This window comes from Variovorax sp. RO1, from assembly GCF_002849325.1.
Lineage (GTDB): Bacteria > Pseudomonadota > Gammaproteobacteria > Burkholderiales > Burkholderiaceae_C > Variovorax.
Genome location: NZ_PKMT01000003.1, coordinates 158,979 through 178,701, shown reverse-complemented (window position 1 = coordinate 178,701; position 19,723 = coordinate 158,979). Strand labels below are relative to the sequence as shown.

Below are 19,723 nucleotides of genomic sequence, written 5' to 3'. Positions count from 1 at the left end.
CGCTTCAACCGCGGCCGAATTCCTCGCCCAGCTCGGCGGCCCGTGTCTGCGCTGCGCGGATGGCGGTCTTGAACTGCGCCTTGACGTCCGCGCCTTCCAGCGAGGTGATCGCCGCGTAGGTGGTGCCGCCCTTGGACGTCACGCGTTCGCGCAGCACCGATGGCGGCTCGGTTGCGCTGTGCGCCAGCGCCGAGGCGCCGGTGAACGTGCCGATGGCCAGCCGCTGGGCCTGGTCGGGCGTGAGGCCCATCTCGACGCCGGCCTCGGTCATCGCCTCGATGAAATAGAACACGTAGGCGGGGCCCGAGCCCGACAGCGCGGTCACGGCGTCGAGTGCGGGTTCGGCGTCGACCCAGATCAGCTCGCCGGTCGGTGCCAGCAACTGGCCCACGCGGGCGCGGTCGGCGCCTTCGACGCCCGGCCGCGCGAACAGGCCGGTCATGCCCTTGCCCACCAACGCGGGCGTGTTGGGCATGGCGCGCACGACGCGCTCGGTGCCGAGCCAGCGGGCGATGCTGTCGGACGGAATGCCCGCGGCCACGCTCAGGTGCAGGGCGTCGCCGGCAAAGGCGCGCACCGGGCGCGTGGCTTCTGCGAAGGTCTGGGGCTTGACGGCCCACACCACCACGTCGCAGCGCGCGAGGGCCTCGGTGGCCTCGGCCTGGGCCACGATGCCGAAGGACTGGGTCAGCTTGGTGCGGGCGTCTTCGAAGGGCTCGACCACCTCGAAGTTGTCGGCCGCAACGCCTTGCTGGATCAGGCCGCCGATGATGGCGCTGGCCATGTTGCCGCCGCCGATGAAGGCGATGGGGGGCAGGGGGCCCGGCGCGGTGCGGGGCAGGAAGGTCACGGCGATGGTCATGGTCGGTCGGTGTAGGCGAAGGCGGCGAACTGCGTCACTTGCAGCGGGTTGAAATTGTCGTCGCTCACGACCACCAACAGGCGGCGGCCGTCGGGCTGCGGTGGGCCCCAGCACATGCCCTCGGTGTTGTCGAGGCGCGAGAGGCCGAGGGTGGCGAGGTCGGCCACGAGTGTCTTGGCGGCCGGGCGGTGGTTGCCGGGCGCGAGGGTGTCGATGGCGAGCACGTCGTCGGCGGCTTGGGTGTCTATTTCATACAGGCGCAGCGAATTGCCGGCGCCCGTGGCGTAGGCGCGTTCCAGCACCAGCATGCGGTGGGCGTCGAGCATCAGCACTTCGCTCACGCCGTTGTCGGCATAGGTGCCCGGCACGAGCGGGCGCAGCGGAATGGCGTCGGGCACGTAGGCGATCTGGCGCACGGCGCGGCCGCTCGCCAGGTCGACCTGGGTGAAGCGGCAGGGGCCGCCGGGGGCGGCGGTGGTAGGGGTCGGGCCGTCCTGGATCAGGGCGTTTTCCATTGCGAGCCAGGCCGAGCGGTCGTCGGGCGTGAGGGCCAGGCCTTCGAACGTCAGGTTGTCGCGCGGGCCGCGGCGCTGGGCCGGGTCCGGGGCGAACATCGCCGGCAGGGCGAATTCGCGCAGAAAGCGGCCGTCACGCGCCGATTCATACAGGGCAGGACCGAAGCCGCGGGCGATGTCGCCTTCGCTGGTCCAGAGCAGGGTGCCGGCCGAGGGGCGCAGACGCAGGGCCTCGGGGTCGGGAACGGGCAGGCCGGCGACTGCCTGGCGCCGCGCGGGCCAGGGGCCGCCACCGGGGCGTTGCAGCTGGACAACGCCGGTGGCTTCGGGGGCGACGTCGGACGGAAGGGGCCAGCGCGCGGTGTAGCAGCGCACGGGGGCCAGGTCTGACCGGTCGTCGCTGAGAAGCAGGTACTCACCTTTGGCGGGGTCATAGTCGATGCCTGACAGGCCGCCTGCTGTGGTGCTCTCTATAGAGCGTCGATGCGCCCAGCGGGCTTCTGCCAGGCGTTGCAGCCGGCCGGTGTCTGGCGCCGGCGCCGCGCTGCGGCATCCCGCGAGCCCCAGTGATCCCAGCCCCAGCAGGCCCGCCCCGCCCGCCAGCAGGCGTCGGCGCAGCACGGAAGGCGGCGGAATGAGAGGGTGGGTGGGGGCGCGCACGCCACAAAGTCTAGCGGCTGTCGAAGTTCGCGTAATGAGGCAGTTGACATCCCCGGATATGGGTGCCACAATCGCGGGCTTCGCTTTCAAAAGGCGAAGCTTTCAGCCCAAAGCGGAAGCATCTCGAGTGGTTCGAGGTGTGGACGACGGGCCCAAGACTGACCGCGGTGTCTCCCTCCTGGAGGCTCATCGGTACAAGTTGGGAATATCAAGAAATGATCCAAACTGAATCCCGGCTCGAAGTGGCCGACAACACGGGCGCGAAATCCGTCCTGTGTATCAAGGTGCTCGGTGGCTCCAAGCGGCGTTATGCCAGCGTGGGCGACGTCATCAAGGTCAGCATCAAGGAAGCCGCTCCACGTGGTCGCGTCAAGAAGGGCGAGATCTACAGTGCAGTGGTGGTCCGCACCGCCAAGGGCATCCGTCGTGCTGACGGTTCGCTCGTCAAGTTCGACGGCAATGCCGCCGTGCTGCTCAACGCCAAGCTGGAGCCTATCGGCACCCGCATCTTCGGACCGGTCACGCGCGAACTGCGCACCGAGAAGTTCATGAAGATCGTGTCGCTGGCCCCCGAAGTTCTCTAAGGACACAACGCCATGAACAAGATTCGCAAAGGCGACCAGGTCATCGTGTTGGCCGGTCGTGACAAGGGCAAGCGCGGCGTCGTGTCGCTGCGCGCAGACGATTCGCATGTGATCGTCGACGGCATCAACCTCGTCAAGAAGCACACCAAGCCGAACCCCCTCAAGGGTACGACCGGTGGCATCGTCGAGAAGACCATGCCGATTCACCAATCCAACGTGGCGATCTTCAATGCCGCGACCGGCAAGGCCGATCGCGTGGGCATCAAGGTCACCCAAGGTGCCGACGGCAAGCGCGTGGCTGTTCGCGTCTTCAAGTCGAGCGGCGACGAAATCAAGTTCGCCTAAGAGGTACTCACATGGCACGTCTCCAACAACACTATCGCGAAAAGATCGCGAAAGACCTGACGGAAAAGTTCGGCTACAAGTCGCCGATGCAAGTTCCGCGTCTCACCAAGATCACCCTGAACATGGGTGTGGGTGAAGCAGTCGCCGACAAGAAGGTCCTCGACAACGCTGTCGCCGACCTGACCAAGATCGCTGGCCAGAAGCCAGTGGTCACCAAGTCGAAGAAGGCCATCGCCGGCTTCAAGATCCGCGAAAACCAGCCGATCGGCTGCATGGTCACGCTGCGTGGCGTGCATATGTACGAGTTCCTGGACCGTTTCGTCACCGTGGCCCTGCCCCGCGTGCGTGACTTCCGTGGTATCTCGGGTCGCGCATTCGACGGCCGTGGCAACTACAACATCGGCGTCAAAGAGCAGATCATTTTCCCTGAGATCGAGTACGACAAGGTCGACGCCCTGCGCGGTCTCAATATCAGCATCACGACGACGGCCAAGACCGACGAAGAAGCCAAAGCGCTTCTCGCTGGCTTCCGTTTCCCGTTCAAGAACTGAGGCGAACCATGGCTAAACAATCTTTGATCCAGCGCGAACTCAAGCGCGACAAGCTGGTTGCCAAGTTCGCTGCGAAGCACGCTGAGCTGAAGGCAATTTCCAACGACGCGAAGAAGAGCGACGAAGAGCGCGCAGCAGCCCGCCTGGGCCTGCAGAAGCTCCCGCGCAACGCGAACCCCACGCGCCAGCGCAACCGTTGTGCAATCACCGGTCGCCCCCGTGGCACCTTCCGTCAATTCGGTCTGGCCCGCGCCAAGATCCGCGAACTGGCTTTCAACGGCGACATCCCCGGTGTCACCAAGGCCAGCTGGTAAGCCAGGCAGGAGCAAACAACATGAGCATGAGTGATCCCATTGCCGACCTGCTGACGCGTATCCGTAACGCGCAGATGGTGGCGAAGCCCACTGTGTCGATCCCGTCTTCTAAGGTGAAGGCTGCGATTGCACAAGTCCTGAAGGACGAAGGCTACATCGACGGCTTCGAAGTGAAGACCGATGCCGGCAAGTCCGAACTCGTCATCACGCTGAAGTACTACGCTGGCCGCCCGGTCATCGAACGTATCGAGCGCGTGAGCCGCCCCGGCCTGCGCGTCTACAAGGCCAGCGCAGCCATCCCGCAAGTCCAGAACGGCCTCGGCGTTGCGATCGTCACGACCCCCCAGGGCGTGATGACCGACCGCAAGGCTCGCGCTACCGGTGTCGGTGGCGAAGTTCTGTGCTACGTCGCCTAACCGAGACATCGAGGAGTTACTGAAATGTCCCGAGTAGGAAAAATGCCGGTCGCCATCCCCGCAGGTGTGGATGTGTCGATCAAGGAAGACCAGATCAGCGTCAAGGGCACGGGCGGCACGCTCAACCTGGCTCGCAATGCGCTGGTGAATGTCGTCAGCAATGACGGCAAGCTGAGCTTCGAGCCCGCCAACGAATCGCGTGAAGCGAATGCGATGAGCGGCACGATCCGTCAGCTGGTGAACAACATGGTGGTTGGCGTGACCAAGGGCTTCGAGAAGAAGCTCAACTTGGTCGGCGTCGGCTACAAGGCTGCAGCGTCCAACAACAAGTTGAACCTGCAAGTCGGTTACTCGCACCCGGTCAACATCGATATGCCGCAAGGCATCACGGTGACCACCGCGACCCCGACCGAAATCGTGATCAAGGGTGCTGACCGTCAGCGCGTTGGTCAAATCGCCGCTGAGATCCGCGCTGTTCGTCCGCCTGAGCCTTACAAGGGCAAGGGCATCCGTTATTCGGACGAGAAGATCGTGATCAAAGAGACCAAGAAGAAGTAAGGGGCAGCAAAATGATGTTGACCAAAAAAGCACAGCGTCTTCGCCGCTCGCGCCAGACCCGCATCCGCATCGCGACGCAGGGCGTGGCCCGCCTCACGGTGAACCGCACCAACCTGCACATCTATGCCACCGTCATCTCCGACGACGGCACCAAGGTGATCGCAACCGCATCGACCGCCGAAGCCGAAGTGCGCGCAGCACTGGGCGCCTCGGGCAAGGGTGGCAATGCCGCCGCTGCCACCGCCATCGGCAAGCGCATCGCTGAAAAGGCGAAGGCTGCCGGCGTCGAGAAGGTCGCTTTCGATCGCGCAGGTTTCGCCTACCACGGCCGCGTCAAGGCGCTGGCCGAGGCAGCCCGCGAAGCCGGTCTGCAGTTCTAAACGGACACGAGATTCAAAATGGCAAAGATTCAAGCAAGAACGCAGAACGAAGGTCCTGAAGACGGTTTGCGCGAGAAGATGATCGCGATCAACCGCGTCACCAAGGTGGTGAAGGGTGGTCGTATCCTCGGTTTCGCGGCACTGACCGTGGTCGGTGACGGTGAAGGCCGCGTCGGCATGGGCAAGGGCAAGTCGAAGGAAGTGCCTGCTGCCGTGCAGAAGGCAATGGAAGAAGCCCGTCGCAACCTGTTCAAGGCTGCGATCAAGAACGGCACGCTGCACCACCAGGTGCAAGGCCATCATGGTGCCGCCAGGGTCGTGATGTATCCGGCTCCCAAGGGTACCGGCATCATCGCCGGCGGCCCGATGCGCGCCGTGTTCGAAGTCATGGGCATCACCGACATCGTGGCCAAGAGCCATGGTTCGTCGAACCCCTACAACATGGTTCGCGCCACGCTCGACGGGTTGAAGAACTCGACGACGGCCGGCAATGTGGCTGCCAAGCGCGGCCTCACCGTCGAAGAAATCTTCGCCTGAGCGCAAGCTCTCGCAAGGCTGAAGGAAGCATTCAAATGACGCAACAACAAACCCTCAAGGTGCAGCTGGTGAAGAGCCCGATCGGCACCAAGGAATCGCATCGCGCGACCGTGCGTGGCCTCGGCCTGCGCAAGCTCAACAGCGTGAGCGAACTGCAAGACACGCCCGCAGTGCGCGGCATGATCAACAAGATCAGTTATCTGGTCAAAGTTCTGTAAGAGAGACTGATATGGAACTCAATGGCATCAAGCCGGCAGCTGGCGCCAAGCACGCCAAGCGTCGCGTCGGCCGCGGTATCGGCTCCGGCATCGGCAAGACCGCAGGTCGCGGTCACAAGGGTCAGAAGTCGCGTGCGGGCGGTTTCCACAAGGTTGGTTTCGAAGGCGGCCAAATGCCGCTGCAACGTCGCCTGCCCAAGCGTGGTTTCAAGTCGCACCTGCTGAAGTTCAACGCCGAAGTCACGCTGACTGCTCTCGAGCAGCTCGGCCTGGCCGAAGTCGATGTCCTGGCACTGAAGCAAGCTGGCCTCGTGGGCCAGCTCGCCAAGGTCGTCAAGATCATCAAGACCGGTGAACTCACCAAGGCCGTCAAGCTGACGGGCGTGGGTGCGACCGCTGGTGCCAAGGCTGCGATCGAAGCAGCCGGCGGCAGCTTCGCCTGATCACCTTCGGACTGAAAGAAGTTCTTCGTGGCAACTAACGCGGCAACGATCGCAAAAACAGGCAAGTTCGGCGACCTCCGTCGTCGGCTCGTCTTTTTGCTGCTCGCGCTCGTGGTCTACCGGATTGGCGCGCACATTCCTGTGCCGGGTATCAACCCGGACCAGCTGGCAGCGCTCTTCCAGGGCCAGCAGGGCGGCATTCTGAGCCTGTTCAACATGTTCTCGGGCGGGGCGCTCTCGCGCTTCACCGTGTTCGCGTTGGGGATCATGCCGTACATCTCGGCGTCGATCATCATGCAGCTGATGACCTACGTGCTTCCGACCTTCGAGCAATTGAAGAAGGAAGGCGAGGCCGGTCGCCGCAAGATCACGCAGTACACGCGCTATGGCGCGCTCGGCCTGGCTCTGTTCCAGTCGTTCAGCATCGCAGTGGCCCTCGAATCGTCGGCCGGTCTGGTGATCGCCCCCGGTTTCGGCTTCCGCCTGACCGCCATGGTGAGCCTGACCGCTGGTTCGATGTTCCTGATGTGGCTCGGCGAGCAGATCACCGAACGCGGCCTGGGCAACGGCATCTCGATCCTGATCTTTGCAGGTATCGCGGCCGGTCTGCCAGGCGCTATCGGCGGCTTGGCTTCGCTGGTGACGACCGGTGCGATGAATCCCATCGTTGCGCTCTTCATCATCGCTGTCGTGGTGCTGGTCACCTACTTCGTGGTGTTCGTGGAACGCGGTCAGCGCAAGATCCTCGTGAACTATGCGCGGCGCCAGGTTGGCAACAAGGTCTACGGCGGTCAGTCGTCGCACCTGCCCCTGAAGCTGAACATGGCCGGTGTGATTCCTCCGATCTTCGCGTCGTCGATCATTCTGCTGCCGGCAACGGTGGTGGGCTGGTTCAGCACCGGTGAAGGTGGCTTCCGCTGGATCAAGGACATCGCAAGCGCACTGCGCCCGGGTGAGCCGATCTATGTGCTGCTGTATGCCGCTGCGATCGTTTTCTTCTGCTTCTTCTACACGGCACTCGTGTTCAACAGCAAGGAAACGGCCGACAACCTGAAGAAGAGTGGTGCATTCATTCCTGGCATTCGCCCGGGTGACCAGACCGCTCGCTATATCGACAAGATTCTGGTTCGCCTGACGTTGGCCGGCGCGGTGTACATCACCTTCGTCTGCCTGCTGCCCGAGTTCCTGATCCTGAAGTACAACGTGCCGTTCTACTTCGGTGGTACCTCCCTGCTGATCATCGTGGTTGTCACGATGGACTTCATGGCCCAGGTGCAAAACTACATGATGTCCCAGCAGTACGAATCGCTGCTGAAGAAGGCGAACTTCAAGACATCGTAGGGCTGTGTTTCAGTTTTGAGTCCGGGCGGTAGACCGCCACGTTAAACAGTTTTAGGAGAATGAAATGAGAGTTTCGGCTTCGGTCAAAACCATCTGCCGTAATTGCAAGGTCATCCGCCGTAAAGGTGTGGTGCGTGTGATTTGCACCGACCCGCGCCACAAGCAGCGCCAGGGTTGATTGAAGAGTATTAGAGGACGCACATGGCACGTATTGCTGGCATCAACATCCCGCCGCACAAGCACACTGAAATCGGCCTGACCGCCATTTTCGGAATCGGTCGCACCCGCGCCCGTCAAATCTGCGAAGCGAGCGGCATCGAATATTCGAAGAAGATCAAAGATCTGACCGACGGCGATCTCGAGAAGATCCGTGACCAGATCGCTCTGTTCACGATCGAAGGCGATCTGCGTCGCGAGACGACGATGAACATCAAGCGTTTGATGGACATCGGCTGCTATCGCGGCTTCCGTCACCGTCGCGGCCTGCCGATGCGCGGCCAGCGCACGCGCACCAATGCCCGCACCCGCAAGGGTCCGCGCAAGGCTGCGCAGTCCCTGAAGAAATAAGGATAGACAAGCATGGCTAAAGCACCTGCAAACAACGCCGCACAGCGCGTTCGCAAGAAGGTTCGCAAGAACGTTGCGGACGGTATCGCCCACGTGCATGCCTCGTTCAACAACACCATCATCACGATCACCGATCGCCAGGGCAACGCCCTGTCGTGGGCTTCGTCGGGTGGCCAGGGCTTCAAGGGCTCGCGCAAGTCGACCCCGTTCGCTGCGCAGGTCGCTTCCGAAGTGGCCGGCCGTGCTGCTGTCGAACAAGGTATCAAGAACCTCGACGTCGAGATCAAGGGCCCCGGTCCTGGTCGCGAGTCGTCGGTGCGCGCCCTGGCTGCGCTCGGCATCCGGATCAATTCCATTGCCGACGTGACGCCCGTTCCGCACAACGGCTGCCGTCCCCAGAAGCGTCGCCGCATCTGATCGTCAGTCCGCAAGGCGCAGCCAGCTTTCGAGCGGCTGCGCATTTGTTTTTTCACTAAGCCCACCGCCATCGGCACATCCGCCGACGGCTCCCGCAGGCAACTGCGGCAGATGACACCAAGGAAATACCGTGGCACGTTACCTCGGCCCCAAGGCCAAACTTTCCCGCCGTGAAGGCACCGACCTGTTCCTGAAGAGCGCCCGCCGTTCGATCCAGGACAAGGCCAAGTTCGACTCCAAGCCCGGTCAGCACGGCCGCACCTCGGGTCAGCGCACCTCCGACTACGGTCTGCAGCTGCGTGAGAAGCAGAAGGTCAAGCGCATGTACGGCGTGCTCGAGAAGCAGTTCCGCCGCTACTTCGAAGAAGCCGATCGCCGCCGTGGCAACACCGGCGCCAACCTGCTGTTCATCCTTGAGTCGCGCCTGGACAACGTGGTCTACCGCATGGGCTTCGGCTCGACGCGCGCCGAAGCACGCCAGCTCGTGTCGCACAAGGCGATCACCGTGAACGGCCAGTCGGTCAACATCCCGTCGTACCTGGTCAAGACCGGTGACGTGATCGCCGTGCGCGAAAAGTCGAAGAAGCAGAACCGCATTGTCGAAGCGCTGCAACTCGCCCAACAAGTCGGCATGCCGGCGTGGGTCGATGTGAACGCCGACAAGGCCGAAGGTACCTTCAAGAAGGTCCCGGATCGCGACGAATTCGCAGCCGACATCAACGAATCGCTGATCGTCGAACTGTATTCGCGTTGATTTTCTCTACCCGCCTGCGCGTCTGCGCGCCGGCGGGAGATTGATATTGTTGTTCACGTTCCTGCTCCGCACTCTGTTGCGGATCAGGCGCTTCACCAGCCTTACCGGTGTAACGAGCCGGGGGTATTGAGAGGAAGTCTGCATGCAAACCACCCTGCTGAAACCCAAGACCATTCAGGTCGAGCAACTTGCCCCCAACAAGGCCAAGGTCACGCTCGAGCCTTTCGAGCGCGGCTACGGCCACACGCTCGGCAACGCGCTGCGTCGCGTTCTGCTGTCGTCCATGGTCGGCTACTCGGCCACCGAAGTCACGATCGCTGGCGTTCTGCATGAGTACTCGTCGATCGACGGCGTGCAGGAAGATGTCGTCAACATCCTGCTGAATCTCAAGGGCGTGGTGTTCAAGCTCCACAACCGCGACGAAGTCACGCTGAGCCTGCGCAAGGACGGCGAAGGCCCGGTCCTCGCTTCGGACATCCAGACCCCGCACGACGTCGAGATCATCAATCCTGACCACGTGATCGCGCACCTGTCGCAAGGCGGCAAGCTCGACATGCAGATCAAGGTCGAAAAGGGTCGCGGCTACGTGCCCGGCACGATGCGTCGCTACGCCGACGAGCCGACCAAGTCGATCGGCCGTATCGTTCTGGACGCATCGTTCTCGCCCGTCAAGCGCGTGAGCTACACGGTCGAAAGCGCCCGTGTCGAACAGCGTACCGACCTGGACAAGCTGCTGGTCGAGATCGAGACCAACGGTGCGATCAGCGCCGAAGATGCCGTTCGCGCATCGGCTAAAATTCTGGTTGAACAGCTCGCCGTGTTTGCGCAGCTCGAAGGCGGCGAACTCGCTGCATTCGATGCACCCGCACCGCGCAGCGCCCAGCAATTCGATCCGATCCTGCTGCGCCCTGTCGACGAACTCGAACTGACGGTGCGTTCGGCCAACTGCCTGAAGGCCGAAAACATCTACTACATCGGTGACCTGATCCAGCGCACCGAAAACGAGCTGCTCAAGACCCCGAATCTGGGTCGCAAGTCGCTCAACGAAATCAAGGAAGTCCTCGCTTCGCGCGGCCTCACCCTTGGTATGAAGCTTGAAAGCTGGCCGCCGGCCGGTCTCGACAAGCGTTGATTTTTGTTTGAATTGAGCCCCTGAGGGCTCGTGCCCGGGCAGTACCTGATACGGCTGCCTGTTTAATAAAGTAAAGGAAAAGCACCATGCGTCACGGACACGGACTTCGCAAACTCAACCGCACCAGCTCGCACCGCCTTGCGATGCTGCAGAACATGATGAATTCGCTCATCGAGCACGAAGTCATCAAGACCACGGTCCCCAAGGCCAAGGAACTGCGCCGCGTCATCGAGCCGATGATCACGCTCGCCAAGAAGCCCACGCTTGCCAACAAGCGCCTGGCCTTCGACCGCCTGCGCAGCCGCGACAGCGTCGTCAAGCTCTTCGGCGAACTCGGCCCGCGTTTCGCAGCGCGTCCGGGCGGCTACACCCGCATCCTGAAGATGGGTTTCCGCGTGGGCGACAACGCCCCGATGGCGCTCGTCGAACTGGTCGACCGTGCTGAAATTAAAGATGCAGGCGCTGAGCAAAACGCTGCTGAATAAGCTATAATTTATACTTGCCGCGCGATGGAGCAGCCTGGTAGCTCGTTGGGCTCATAACCCAAAGGTCGCAAGTTCAAATCTTGCTCGCGCAACCAATTTAAAAGGCCCTTTGAGAAATCAAAGGGCCTTTTTCTTTGCCCAAATTTCTTTGGAAATTCCTGGTTAAAGTCCGGCGCAAAAGAAAGCCCTCGCGAAGAGGGCTTTTCTGTTTCTGGACCGGCCCCGCAAAGAGGCCGGTTTCGAGAACGTGCGCAGTGAAGGCGCCTGAGGGACTGCGCTGACGCACAGCCCAGGACCAGGATCAGTCCGGAATGACCGCCGTGACCTCGATCTCCACCTTCGCGCGGTGCTCCACCAGCGCCGCCACCTGCACGCAGGTCATGGCCGGGAAGTTGCGGCCCAGCGCGTCGCGGTAGACCGGGCCGAGCTCGGCCAAGCGTCGGCTGTACTCGTCGCGATCCGTCACGTACCAGGTCATGCGCACCATGTGCTCGGGGCCGGCGCCGGCTTCGCGCAGCACCTCGGCGATGTTGCGCAGCGCCTGGCCGCACTGGTCGATGAAGTCGTCGGATTCGAACTGCTGCTGGGCATTCCAGCCGATCTGGCCGCCAACGAACACTTGCGTGCCGCGCGCGGCGATGCCGTTTGCATAGCCCTTCGGGGGCAACCAGCCGGGAGGCTGAATCAGTTTGTTCGTCATGATGATGGTGTCTCGCTGTTGAGTTGTCTCAATTTGAAGCGCTGGAGTTTGCCGGTTTCGGTGCGCGGCAGCGCCGTCACGAACTCGATCTCCCGCGGGTACTTGAAGGGGGCGATGGTGGCTTTCACGTGGTCCTGGAGCGCCTTCGCCATCGCTGCGTCGCCGGTGTTGCCGGGCTTGAGCACGCAGAAGGCTTTCACGATCATGCCGCGGTCGGCGTCGGGCTTGCCGATCACGCCGCACTCGGCCACGGCCGGGTGCTTGAGCAGCGCATCTTCCACTTCCGGGCCGCCGACGTTGTAGCCGGCGGTGATGATCATGTCGTCCGCACGCGCCTGATAGAAGAAGTAGCCGTCGTCATCCTGCACGAACGAGTCGCCGGGGTAGTTCCAGCCGTTCTTCACGTAGTCGGCCTGGCGCGGATCGTCGAGGTAGCGACAGCCGACCGGCCCTTGCAATGCCAGCTTGCCGACCGTGCCGCGCGGCACTTCGTTGCCCTGGTCGTCGACCACTTTGGCCGTGAACCCCGGCACCGCCTTGCCGACGGCGCCGCGGCGCACGTCGTCACCGGCGGCCGAGATGTAGATGTGGAACACCTCGGTGCCGCCGATGCCGTCGAGCATCTCGATGCCGGTGGTGTCTTTCCAGAGTTGGCGCGTGGCGTCGGGAAGCGCCTCGCCTGCGCTCACGCAGATGCGCAGGCTCGGCGCCCCGTGCTGCCGGACGAAGGGCGCCATCTGGCGATAGAAGGTGGGCGCGGTGTAGCAGATGGTCGCGCCGACCTCGTTGATGAGCTTCACGAGCGCTTCGGGTGAGAAAGAGCCCTCGGGAAAATACACCGACGCACCGGCCCACATCGGGAAGACCAGCAAGCCGCCGAGCCCGAAGGTGAAGGCCAGCGGCGGCGTGCCGACGACGATGTCGTCGCTGCGCGCACGCAGCACGTGGCGCGGCCAGGTCTGGCACATGGCGACCACGTCGCGGTGCGTGGTGACGGGCGCCTTGGGCTTGCCCGTGGTGCCCGAGGTGAAGGCGAGCAGCGCGATGTCGTCGGCCGCCGTGGGGCAGGCGAGGAACACGCCGCTCTTGCCGGCCGCGCGTGCCGACAATGAATCCGGGGCATCAGGCTGGTTGAACGCAATCACCGTCGTGAGCACAGGGTGCACCTGCTGCGCGGCCACCAGCTCCTCGAGCAGGCGGCCTTCGCACAGCGCGGCCACGGGCTGCGCTTTCTCGATGATCTCGCCGAGCTCCTTGGCGCGCAGCAGCGGCATCGTCGCCACCGCGATCAGCCCGGCCTTGACCACGGCCAGCCACGACAGCGCCATCCACACCGAGTTGCCGCCGCGCAGCAGCACGCGGTTGCCGGGCACCAGCCCGAGATCCTCGACCAGCACCTGGGCGATGCGGTTCACCTCGACGCCCGCCTGGGCGTAGGTGAGCACGCCAGCGGGCGAGCGCAGCATCGGCTTGTCGCCGAAGCCCTTGGCGACCGCCTTGTCCAGCAGCTCCTCGACCAGGTTCAGCTGGTCGGGAAACTGCAGCTCGGGCAGGTCGTAGCGAAAGACCGGCAGCTGCGCGGCAGGCGGCAGGCGGTCATGAACGAAGCGATCGACTTGGGCAGACACGATTTCACCCCCGCAGAACGGATTTGCCGATGATCAGCTGCTGGACTTCCGTCGCGCCTTCGTAAATGCGCAGCGAACGGATGTCCCGGTACAGGCTTTCGATCTTGGTGCCGACCTTCACGCCGAGGCCGCCATGCATCTGCAACGCCATGTCGATCACGCGGCTCGCGTTCTCGGTGGCGCACATCTTGGCCATGGCCGCAGCCGCCGACACGTCGCCGACCGCCGGCGCGCCACGGCGCTCGGCGTCGTCGCGCATCCACGCGGCGCGGTAGGTCAGCAGCGCGGCGCTGTCGATCAGCGCGGCCATCTCGCCGAGCTTGGCCTGCGTGAGCTGGAAGTCGGCCAGCGTCTGGCCGAACATGCGGCGGCCCTTGGCATGCGCGATGGCTTCGGCGAGCGCGCGGCGCCCCATGCCGAACGCGGCCGCAGCCACCGACGCGCGGAAGATGTCGAGCGTGCGCATCGCGAGCTTGAAGCCGCCGTTCAGTGTGCCCAGCTGCGCCGTGCGCGGCACGATGCAGTTGTCGAAGCGCAAGGTGGCCAGTGGGTGCGGCGCCATCACGTCGATGTGGGCCGAGGTGTCGAGCCCCGGTGTCGTGGCGTCGACGATGAACACCGTGATGCCGCGCGTGCCGGCCGTGGGGTCGGTCTTCGCGAACACGCAGTAGAAGTCGGCGATGCCGCCGTTGCTGATCCAGGTCTTCTCGCCGTTCAGGCGCCAGCCGTCGGCGGTGGGCTCGGCGCGCATCGCCATCGCTGCCACGTCGGAGCCGGCCTCGGGTTCGCTGAGCGCGAAGGCCGCGATCTTCTGGCCCTGGCCCACGGCCGTGAGGTACTGCGACTGCTGCTCGGGCGTGCCGTCCAGCGTGATCGCGCCGCTGCCCAGGCCCTGCATCGCGAACGCGAAGTCGGCCAGTGGCGAGTGGTAGCCGAGCGTTTCGCGCAGCAGCACGAGCGCGCGCGAATCGAGGCGTTCGAGCGCGCCGCCGGCACTGCCGGGCACCGCGTAGCGCAGCCAGCCGGCGTCGCCGAGGCGGCGCACCCATTCGCGGCAGGCGGCGCGGTCGTCGCGCTCATCGATCTCCTGGGCGGCGCACCAGGGCAGCAGGTCGTTGGCGAGCGCGCGGTGCGCGTCGTCAAAGAACGGCAGCGCGAGGTGCGCGGTCGAAGGTGGGGCGGGGATCTTGGTCATCATGATGCGTGTCAGTCTCCGCCGAACACCGGCTTGCGCTTGGCCGCGAAGGCCTCGTAGGCGCGCTTGAAGTCTTCGGTCTGCATGCAGATCGCCTGCGCCTGCGCTTCGGCCTCGATGGCCTGGTCGATGGTCATCGACCACTCTTGCGCGAGCATGGTCTTGGTCATGCCGTGCGCGAAGCTCGGGCCTTCGGCCAGGTCGCGCGCGACCTTGGTGGCGGCGTCGAGCAGCGAAGCGCTGTCGTGCAGTGCGTTGAAGAAGCCCCAGGCCTGGCCTTCGTCGGCGGTCATGGCGCGGCCGGTGAACAGCAGTTCCGAGGCGCGGCCCTGGCCGATCACGCGCGGCAGCAGTGCGCAGGCGCCCATGTCGGCGCCGGCCAGGCCCACGCGGGTGAACAGGAACGCGGTGCGCGTGGCGGGCGTGCCGTAGCGCAGGTCGCAGGCCAGCGCGATCATCGCGCCGGCGCCGGCGCACACGCCGTCGATCGCGCCGACGATGGGCTGCGGGCAGTTGCGAATGGCCTTCACGAGGTCGCCCGTCATGCGCGTGAACTCGAGCAGCTCGGGCATGCGCATGCCGGTCAGCGGGCCGATGATTTCATGCACGTCGCCGCCGGAGCAGAAATTGCCGCCGGCGCCGGTGATGACGATCACCTTCACGTCGGTCGCGTAGGTCAGCGCGCGGAACAGGTCGCGCAGCTCGGCGTACGAGTCGAAGGTCAGCGGGTTCTTGCGCTCGGGGCGGTTCAGCGTGATGGTGCCGACGCCAGCCTCGAAACGCCAGGCAAAGTGCTCGGCCTTGTAGTCGGCCTTGGGTTCGAATTGCGCGCGCATGGGATTGCTTGCGCCGATGTAGTGCTTCATGCGGTCTCCGCCAATTGGCTGCTGTGTGAATGTTGCTTGACCTTGCCGAGCAGCTTGTGAAGCTGCGCGATCTCCTTGGGGTTGAGGCTTGAAAAAGCCTCGACGATCCAGTCTTCGTGCTGTTGCGCCATCTCGTTGAAGAGCTTGCGTCCGCGCGGCGTGAGGCGCACGCGCCAGGCGCGGCGGTCGCCTTCGACGTTGATGCGCTCCACCAGCCCTTCGGTCACGAGCTGGTCGGTGATGCCGGTGACGTTGCCGCCCGTGACCATCATGCGGCGAGAGAGCTCGTTCATCTTCAGGCCGTCGGGCGAGCGCTCGAGTTGCGACATGAGATCGAAGCGCGGCAGCGTGGTGGCGAACTGCGCACGCAGCCCGTTGCGCACCTGCTTTTCCACCAGCTGCGTGCAGGTGAGCATGCGCAGCCAGAGGCGCAGCGCCTCGGGGTGCTCGCTGTGGGCGCGTGCTTCGAGGTCCATGTCAGTGGGTCTCTTCAGTGTCGGCCGCGCGGCCTGCGGCAGCGGTGGCCGCGGCGATCTGCTGCTGCTTGGCGATCTCGCGGTACATCTGGTCGCGGCCGCTCAGGTACTGCTTGGGCCAGTCGACGTCGCGACTTTGCAGCTTGGCGGCTTCGTGCAGCGTCCATGCGGGGTCGGCCAGGTGCGGGCGCGCCACGGCGCACAGGTCGGCGCGGCCGGCCGCGATGATGCTGTTGGCCTGGTCGGCGTCGGTGATGGCGCCCACCGCGATGGTCGAGATGCCGACCTCGTTGCGGATGCGGTCGGCGAACGGCGTCTGGTACATGCGGCCGTACACGGGCTTGGCGTCGCGCGTGGTCTGGCCCGACGACACGTCGATGAAGTCGGCGCCGGCCTCCTTGAAGAGGCGCGCAACCACCACGGCGTCGGCATCGGTGTTGCCGCCGGGCGCCCAGTCGTGCGCCGAGATGCGCACGCTCATGGGTTGGTCGGCCGGCCACACGGCGCGCATCGCGCGGAACACTTCGAGCGGGTAGCGGCAGCGTGCTTCGATGTCGCCGCCGTACTCGTCGGTGCGCTGGTTGGTGAGCGGGCTGATGAAGGCCGACAGCAGGTAGCCGTGCGCGCAGTGCAGCTCGAGCCAGTCGAAGCCGCATTCGACCGCGCGGCGCGTCGAGTCGACGAACTGGTCGCGCAGCGTGTCCATCTCGGCGCGCGTGATCGCGGCCGGCAGCTGGTTCTGTTCGCCGTAGGGCAGGGCGCTCGCGCCGAGCACCGGCCAGTTGCCGCTTTCGAGCGGCTCGTCGGTGCCTTCCCAGCCCACGCGCGTCGAGCCCTTGGGGCCGCTGTGGCCGAGCTGGATCGCGATCTTCGCGCTCGACTGCGTGTGCACGAAGTCGACGATGCGCTTGAACGCGGCCTGCTGCGTGTCGTTGTACAGGCCCGTGCAGGCCGGCGTGATGCGGCCTTCGGGCGTCGGGCTCGTCATCTCGACGCAGACCATCGCGGCGCCGCCGAGGGCGCGTGCGCCCAGGTGCACCAGCAGGAAGTCTTGCGGCACGCCATCGACCGCGCTGTAGGTGGCCATCGGCGAGACCACGATGCGGTTCTTCAGCTCGAGGCCGCGCACCTTCAGCGGCATCAGCATTGGCGCCATTGCCTTGCCGCCTGCCAGCCACTGCTCGTAGCCGCCGAGCCATTGCGTGTCGCGCACGCGCAGGTTCTCGTGGCTGATGCGCTGCGAGCGCGTGAGCAGCGAGTAGGCGAACTGCTCGATCTCCATGCCCGTGTAGCGCGGCACGTTCTCGAACCATTCGGTGGAATTGCGCGCGGCGTTCTGGATCTTCAGCACCTCGACGCTGCGGCGTGCTTCATAGCCTTCGAGCACGTGGTCGAGCGTGCCGCCCTGTTCGAATTCGTTGGCCAGGTCGATCGCGTCTTCGAGCGCGAGCTTGGTGCCCGAGCCGATCGAAAAGTGCGCCGTGTGCGCGGCATCGCCCATGAGCACGACGGGCACCGAGCGGCCTTCGACGTCGATGCGGTGCGTCCAGCGCTCGCACACCACGCGCGGAAAGCGGATCCAGTTGGCCGAGCCGCGCAGGTGCGTGGCGTTGCTGATGAGCGCGTGGCCGCCCAGGTACTTGGCGAACAGCTTCTCGCAGAAGGCGACGGCCTCGGGCTGCTCCATCTGGTCGAGGCCGTGGGCCTTCCACACGGCTTCGGGCGTCTCGACGATGAAGGTCGAGGTCTTGTCGTCGAACTGATAAGCGTGCGCCTGGAACCAGCCGTGCTCGGTCTCCTCGAACGCGAAGGTGAAGGCGTCGAAGGTCTGGTGCGTGCCCAGCCACACGAAGCGGCAGTTGCGCAGATCGACGTCGGGCTTGTACACGTCGGCGTAGCGCTGGCGGATGCGGCTGTTGAGGCCGTCGCTCGCAATGACGAGGTCGGCCTTGTACTGCGCGGCAATCGCCTGGTCGTCGGTGGCGTCGGTTTCGAAAACCAGTTCCACGCCGAGTTCGAGGCAGCGTTCCTGCAGGATGTTCAGCAGGCGCTTGCGGCCGATGCCGCAGAAGCCGTGGCCGCCCGAGCGCACCTGGCGGCCCTTGAAGAAGACCTGGATGTCGTCCCAGTGATGAAACTCGTTGCCGATGAGCGCGGCGGTCGGGCCGTCGGCCGCACGCAGGTTGCCCAGCGTCTGGTCGCTCAGCACCACGCCCCAGCCGAAGGTGTCGAAGGGGCGGTTTCGCTCCACCACCGTGATCTGCAGCGCCGGGTTGCGGGCCTTCATGAGCAGGGCGAAATACAGGCCGGCTGGACCCCCACCGATGCACAGGATGCGCTGGAGGTCCGAGGCGGGCGCGAGGCGGGAGGTGGTCAAGCTGTTCATGGTTGAATAGTTTAGGCATAAACGATCTGTTGTCAACGAGGGGTTCTCTGCAGAGCCCGCCGACCCGCTCCCAGGTGGGATGTCATGCAAATTCTTTGAAAAATCAATACCATGGACGGATGCAACACTTGATACCCAAGATCGAGTCGCAGCTGGCCTCGCTGCCCGTGCCCATTGCACTGGAGTTGCCCGACGGGCGCCGGGTCGCCCAGGCGGGTTCACGCGTGACGCTGGCTTTCAAGGAGTGGTCGGTGCTGGCCAAGCTGGCCGGCCGGCAGGTCGGGGCCGTCGGCGAGGCCTACGTCGAGGGCAAGGTGCAGATCGAGGGCGCCATGCGCGACCTAATCGACGCGACCGTCGGCCTGTTGCCCGGCAACCCCGCCGAGACCGACACCAGTTGGTGGAGCCGCCTGCAGCACCGCGCCAAGTCGCGCGGCTCGCACTCGCTGCGCAAGGACGCCGCGCAGATCGAGTTCCATTACGACGTCTCCGACGATTTCTATGCGCTGTGGCTCGACCCGCGCCGCGTCTATTCATGCGCCTACTTCCGCACGCCCGAACTCACGCTGGCGCAGGCGCAGGAAGCCAAGCTCGACCACATCTGCCGCAAGCTCATGCTGCAGCCCGGCGAGCGCTACCTCGATATCGGCTCAGGCTGGGGCGCACTGCTGCTGTGGGCGGCCGAGCACTACGGCGTGGACGCCACCGGCATCACGCTGTCGAAGAACCAGCACGCGCATGTGCAGCGGCTCATCGAAGAAAAAGGCCTGCAGGGCCGCGTGCGCGTGGAGCTGCGCGACTACCGCGAGCTGCCCGACGACCAGCCCTTCGACAAGATCTCGTCGGTGGGCATGTTCGAGCACGTGGGCGCGGCCAACATGCCGACCTACTTCCACAAGATCCACACCTTGCTCAAGCCGGGCGGGCTGGTGCTCAACCACGGCATCACCTCGGGCGAGCTGAACTACCGCCAGCTCGGCGCGGGCATGGGCGACTTCATCGAGAAGTACATCTTCCCCGGTGGCGAGTTGCTGCACGTGACGCACGTGCTGCGCGAGACCGCGGCGGCCGGGCTGGAGATGGTCGACACCGAGAGCCTGCGCCCGCACTACGCGCGCACGCTGTGGGCCTGGTCCGACGCGCTCGAGGCGCAGCTCGATGCCGCGCGCGAAGTGTTGGGCCGCAGCGGCGGGCGCCAGGGCGAGAACGCCGAGCGCATTCTTCGCGCCTATCGCCTGTACCTCGCGGGCTCGGCCATGAGTTTCGAGCAGGGATGGATCTCCTTGCATCAGATGCTGTCGACAAAGCCTGACGGCAATGTAGGGCGCGCAGGCGTCTTGCGCGGCGCGCAATCGGTGTACCCTTTTGCCCGTGACTACATCTACAAATAAGT

26 protein-coding genes and 1 tRNA gene are annotated in these 19,723 nt (G+C 64.6%); 19 read left to right on the top strand and 8 right to left on the bottom strand.

Going from position 1 to position 19,723, the window contains the following annotated elements; translation table 11 throughout:
- Positions 1 to 4: 4 nt before the first annotated feature.
- Entirely contained in the window at positions 5 to 862 is an 858-nt protein-coding gene (proC, locus tag CY658_RS17770) for a pyrroline-5-carboxylate reductase (protein WP_101491468.1), read from the bottom strand.
- A complete protein-coding gene (locus CY658_RS17765; protein ID WP_101491900.1) occupies positions 859 to 1,995 on the bottom strand; it encodes an esterase-like activity of phytase family protein in 1,137 nt (378 codons plus the stop codon). The genes proC and CY658_RS17765 overlap by 4 nt, the downstream gene beginning before the upstream one ends.
- Before the next feature lie 257 nt (positions 1,996 to 2,252).
- On the opposite strand from CY658_RS17765, the gene rplN reads away from it, so the two are divergent.
- The 18 genes from rplN to CY658_RS17675 all read left to right on the top strand — a co-directional run bounded on the left by rplN (position 2,253) and on the right by CY658_RS17675 (position 11,174).
- The gene (gene rplN / locus CY658_RS17760; protein WP_009124801.1) at positions 2,253 to 2,621 is read left to right on the top strand and encodes a 50S ribosomal protein L14; all 369 of its coding nucleotides are present in this window, start codon (positions 2,253 to 2,255) and stop codon (positions 2,619 to 2,621) included.
- Between the two features lie 12 nt (positions 2,622 to 2,633).
- Positions 2,634 to 2,966, top strand: coding sequence for a 50S ribosomal protein L24 (rplX, locus tag CY658_RS17755; RefSeq protein WP_062474813.1), 333 nt, complete (start codon positions 2,634 to 2,636; stop codon positions 2,964 to 2,966).
- A gap of 11 nt (positions 2,967 to 2,977) precedes the next feature.
- A complete protein-coding gene (gene rplE / locus CY658_RS17750; protein ID WP_056576993.1) occupies positions 2,978 to 3,517 on the top strand; it encodes a 50S ribosomal protein L5 in 540 nt (179 codons plus the stop codon).
- 8 nt (positions 3,518 to 3,525) lie between these two features.
- Positions 3,526 to 3,831 (top strand): 30S ribosomal protein S14, encoded by a 306-nt coding sequence (gene rpsN, locus CY658_RS17745; RefSeq protein ID WP_101491467.1) that lies wholly within the window; start codon positions 3,526 to 3,528, stop codon positions 3,829 to 3,831.
- A 20-nt stretch (positions 3,832 to 3,851) separates the two neighbouring features.
- Complete coding sequence (gene rpsH / locus CY658_RS17740) at positions 3,852 to 4,247, top strand: 30S ribosomal protein S8 (protein WP_056516708.1); 396 nt, start codon at positions 3,852 to 3,854, stop codon at positions 4,245 to 4,247.
- 24 nt (positions 4,248 to 4,271) lie between these two features.
- Positions 4,272 to 4,805 carry a 50S ribosomal protein L6 gene (rplF, locus tag CY658_RS17735; RefSeq protein ID WP_099793808.1) on the top strand — a complete coding sequence of 178 codons (534 nt, stop codon included), beginning with the start codon at positions 4,272 to 4,274 and terminating at the stop codon, positions 4,803 to 4,805.
- 14 nt (positions 4,806 to 4,819) lie between these two features.
- Complete coding sequence (rplR, locus tag CY658_RS17730; RefSeq protein WP_056577252.1) at positions 4,820 to 5,185, top strand: 50S ribosomal protein L18; 366 nt, start codon at positions 4,820 to 4,822, stop codon at positions 5,183 to 5,185.
- Between the two features lie 18 nt (positions 5,186 to 5,203).
- Complete coding sequence (gene rpsE / locus CY658_RS17725) at positions 5,204 to 5,722, top strand: 30S ribosomal protein S5 (protein ID WP_099793806.1); 519 nt, start codon at positions 5,204 to 5,206, stop codon at positions 5,720 to 5,722.
- Between the two features lie 35 nt (positions 5,723 to 5,757).
- Positions 5,758 to 5,940: a 50S ribosomal protein L30 gene (gene rpmD, locus CY658_RS17720; protein ID WP_019653974.1), complete on the top strand. Its 183-nt coding sequence runs from the start codon at positions 5,758 to 5,760 to the stop codon at positions 5,938 to 5,940.
- Positions 5,941 to 5,951: 11 nt separating this feature from the next.
- Positions 5,952 to 6,383 (top strand): 50S ribosomal protein L15, encoded by a 432-nt coding sequence (rplO, locus tag CY658_RS17715; protein ID WP_101491466.1) that lies wholly within the window; start codon positions 5,952 to 5,954, stop codon positions 6,381 to 6,383.
- Positions 6,384 to 6,410: 27 nt separating this feature from the next.
- The gene (secY, locus tag CY658_RS17710; protein WP_101491465.1) at positions 6,411 to 7,724 is read left to right on the top strand and encodes a preprotein translocase subunit SecY; all 1,314 of its coding nucleotides are present in this window, start codon (positions 6,411 to 6,413) and stop codon (positions 7,722 to 7,724) included.
- 64 nt (positions 7,725 to 7,788) lie between these two features.
- Complete coding sequence (gene rpmJ, locus CY658_RS17705; protein WP_013544106.1) at positions 7,789 to 7,902, top strand: 50S ribosomal protein L36; 114 nt, start codon at positions 7,789 to 7,791, stop codon at positions 7,900 to 7,902.
- Between the two features lie 23 nt (positions 7,903 to 7,925).
- Positions 7,926 to 8,291 (top strand): 30S ribosomal protein S13, encoded by a 366-nt coding sequence (gene rpsM, locus CY658_RS17700; protein ID WP_101491464.1) that lies wholly within the window; start codon positions 7,926 to 7,928, stop codon positions 8,289 to 8,291.
- A 12-nt stretch (positions 8,292 to 8,303) separates the two neighbouring features.
- Positions 8,304 to 8,708 carry a 30S ribosomal protein S11 gene (rpsK, locus tag CY658_RS17695; protein ID WP_009124825.1) on the top strand — a complete coding sequence of 135 codons (405 nt, stop codon included), beginning with the start codon at positions 8,304 to 8,306 and terminating at the stop codon, positions 8,706 to 8,708.
- Positions 8,709 to 8,838: 130 nt separating this feature from the next.
- Positions 8,839 to 9,462 (top strand): 30S ribosomal protein S4, encoded by a 624-nt coding sequence (gene rpsD / locus CY658_RS17690; protein WP_056576976.1) that lies wholly within the window; start codon positions 8,839 to 8,841, stop codon positions 9,460 to 9,462.
- A gap of 142 nt (positions 9,463 to 9,604) precedes the next feature.
- On the top strand, positions 9,605 to 10,594 hold the full coding sequence (locus CY658_RS17685; RefSeq protein ID WP_101491463.1) for a DNA-directed RNA polymerase subunit alpha: 990 nt from the start codon (positions 9,605 to 9,607) through the stop codon (positions 10,592 to 10,594).
- 86 nt (positions 10,595 to 10,680) lie between these two features.
- Positions 10,681 to 11,079 (top strand): 50S ribosomal protein L17, encoded by a 399-nt coding sequence (gene rplQ / locus CY658_RS17680; RefSeq protein WP_056576970.1) that lies wholly within the window; start codon positions 10,681 to 10,683, stop codon positions 11,077 to 11,079.
- An 18-nt stretch (positions 11,080 to 11,097) separates the two neighbouring features.
- Positions 11,098 to 11,174, top strand: a tRNA-Met gene (locus CY658_RS17675).
- Positions 11,175 to 11,380: 206 nt separating this feature from the next.
- On the opposite strand, the gene CY658_RS17670 is transcribed toward CY658_RS17675, so the two are convergent.
- The 6 genes from CY658_RS17670 to CY658_RS17645 are packed head-to-tail and all read right to left on the bottom strand — an operon-like array spanning position 11,381 to position 18,330.
- Complete coding sequence (locus CY658_RS17670) at positions 11,381 to 11,779, bottom strand: RidA family protein (protein ID WP_101491462.1); 399 nt, start codon at positions 11,777 to 11,779, stop codon at positions 11,381 to 11,383.
- Positions 11,776 to 13,407, bottom strand: coding sequence for an AMP-binding protein (locus tag CY658_RS17665; RefSeq protein WP_101491461.1), 1,632 nt, complete (start codon positions 13,405 to 13,407; stop codon positions 11,776 to 11,778). The genes CY658_RS17670 and CY658_RS17665 overlap by 4 nt, the downstream gene beginning before the upstream one ends.
- A 4-nt stretch (positions 13,408 to 13,411) precedes the next feature.
- Entirely contained in the window at positions 13,412 to 14,605 is a 1,194-nt protein-coding gene (locus tag CY658_RS17660) for an acyl-CoA dehydrogenase family protein (protein ID WP_101491460.1), read from the bottom strand.
- 8 nt (positions 14,606 to 14,613) lie between these two features.
- Positions 14,614 to 15,468, bottom strand: a complete 855-nt coding sequence (locus tag CY658_RS17655; RefSeq protein ID WP_101491459.1) for an enoyl-CoA hydratase family protein — start codon at positions 15,466 to 15,468, stop codon at positions 14,614 to 14,616.
- Complete coding sequence (locus CY658_RS17650; protein WP_101491458.1) at positions 15,465 to 15,944, bottom strand: MarR family winged helix-turn-helix transcriptional regulator; 480 nt, start codon at positions 15,942 to 15,944, stop codon at positions 15,465 to 15,467. Before CY658_RS17650 ends, CY658_RS17655 begins: the two co-directional genes overlap by 4 nt.
- A gap of 1 nt (position 15,945) precedes the next feature.
- Positions 15,946 to 18,330, bottom strand: coding sequence for a bifunctional salicylyl-CoA 5-hydroxylase/oxidoreductase (locus CY658_RS17645; protein ID WP_101491457.1), 2,385 nt, complete (start codon positions 18,328 to 18,330; stop codon positions 15,946 to 15,948).
- Positions 18,331 to 18,449: 119 nt separating this feature from the next.
- Here CY658_RS17645 and CY658_RS17640 point away from each other — a divergent pair, with 119 nt between their 5' ends.
- The gene (locus CY658_RS17640; protein WP_101491456.1) at positions 18,450 to 19,721 is read left to right on the top strand and encodes a class I SAM-dependent methyltransferase; all 1,272 of its coding nucleotides are present in this window, start codon (positions 18,450 to 18,452) and stop codon (positions 19,719 to 19,721) included.
- Positions 19,722 to 19,723 lie beyond the last annotated feature (2 nt).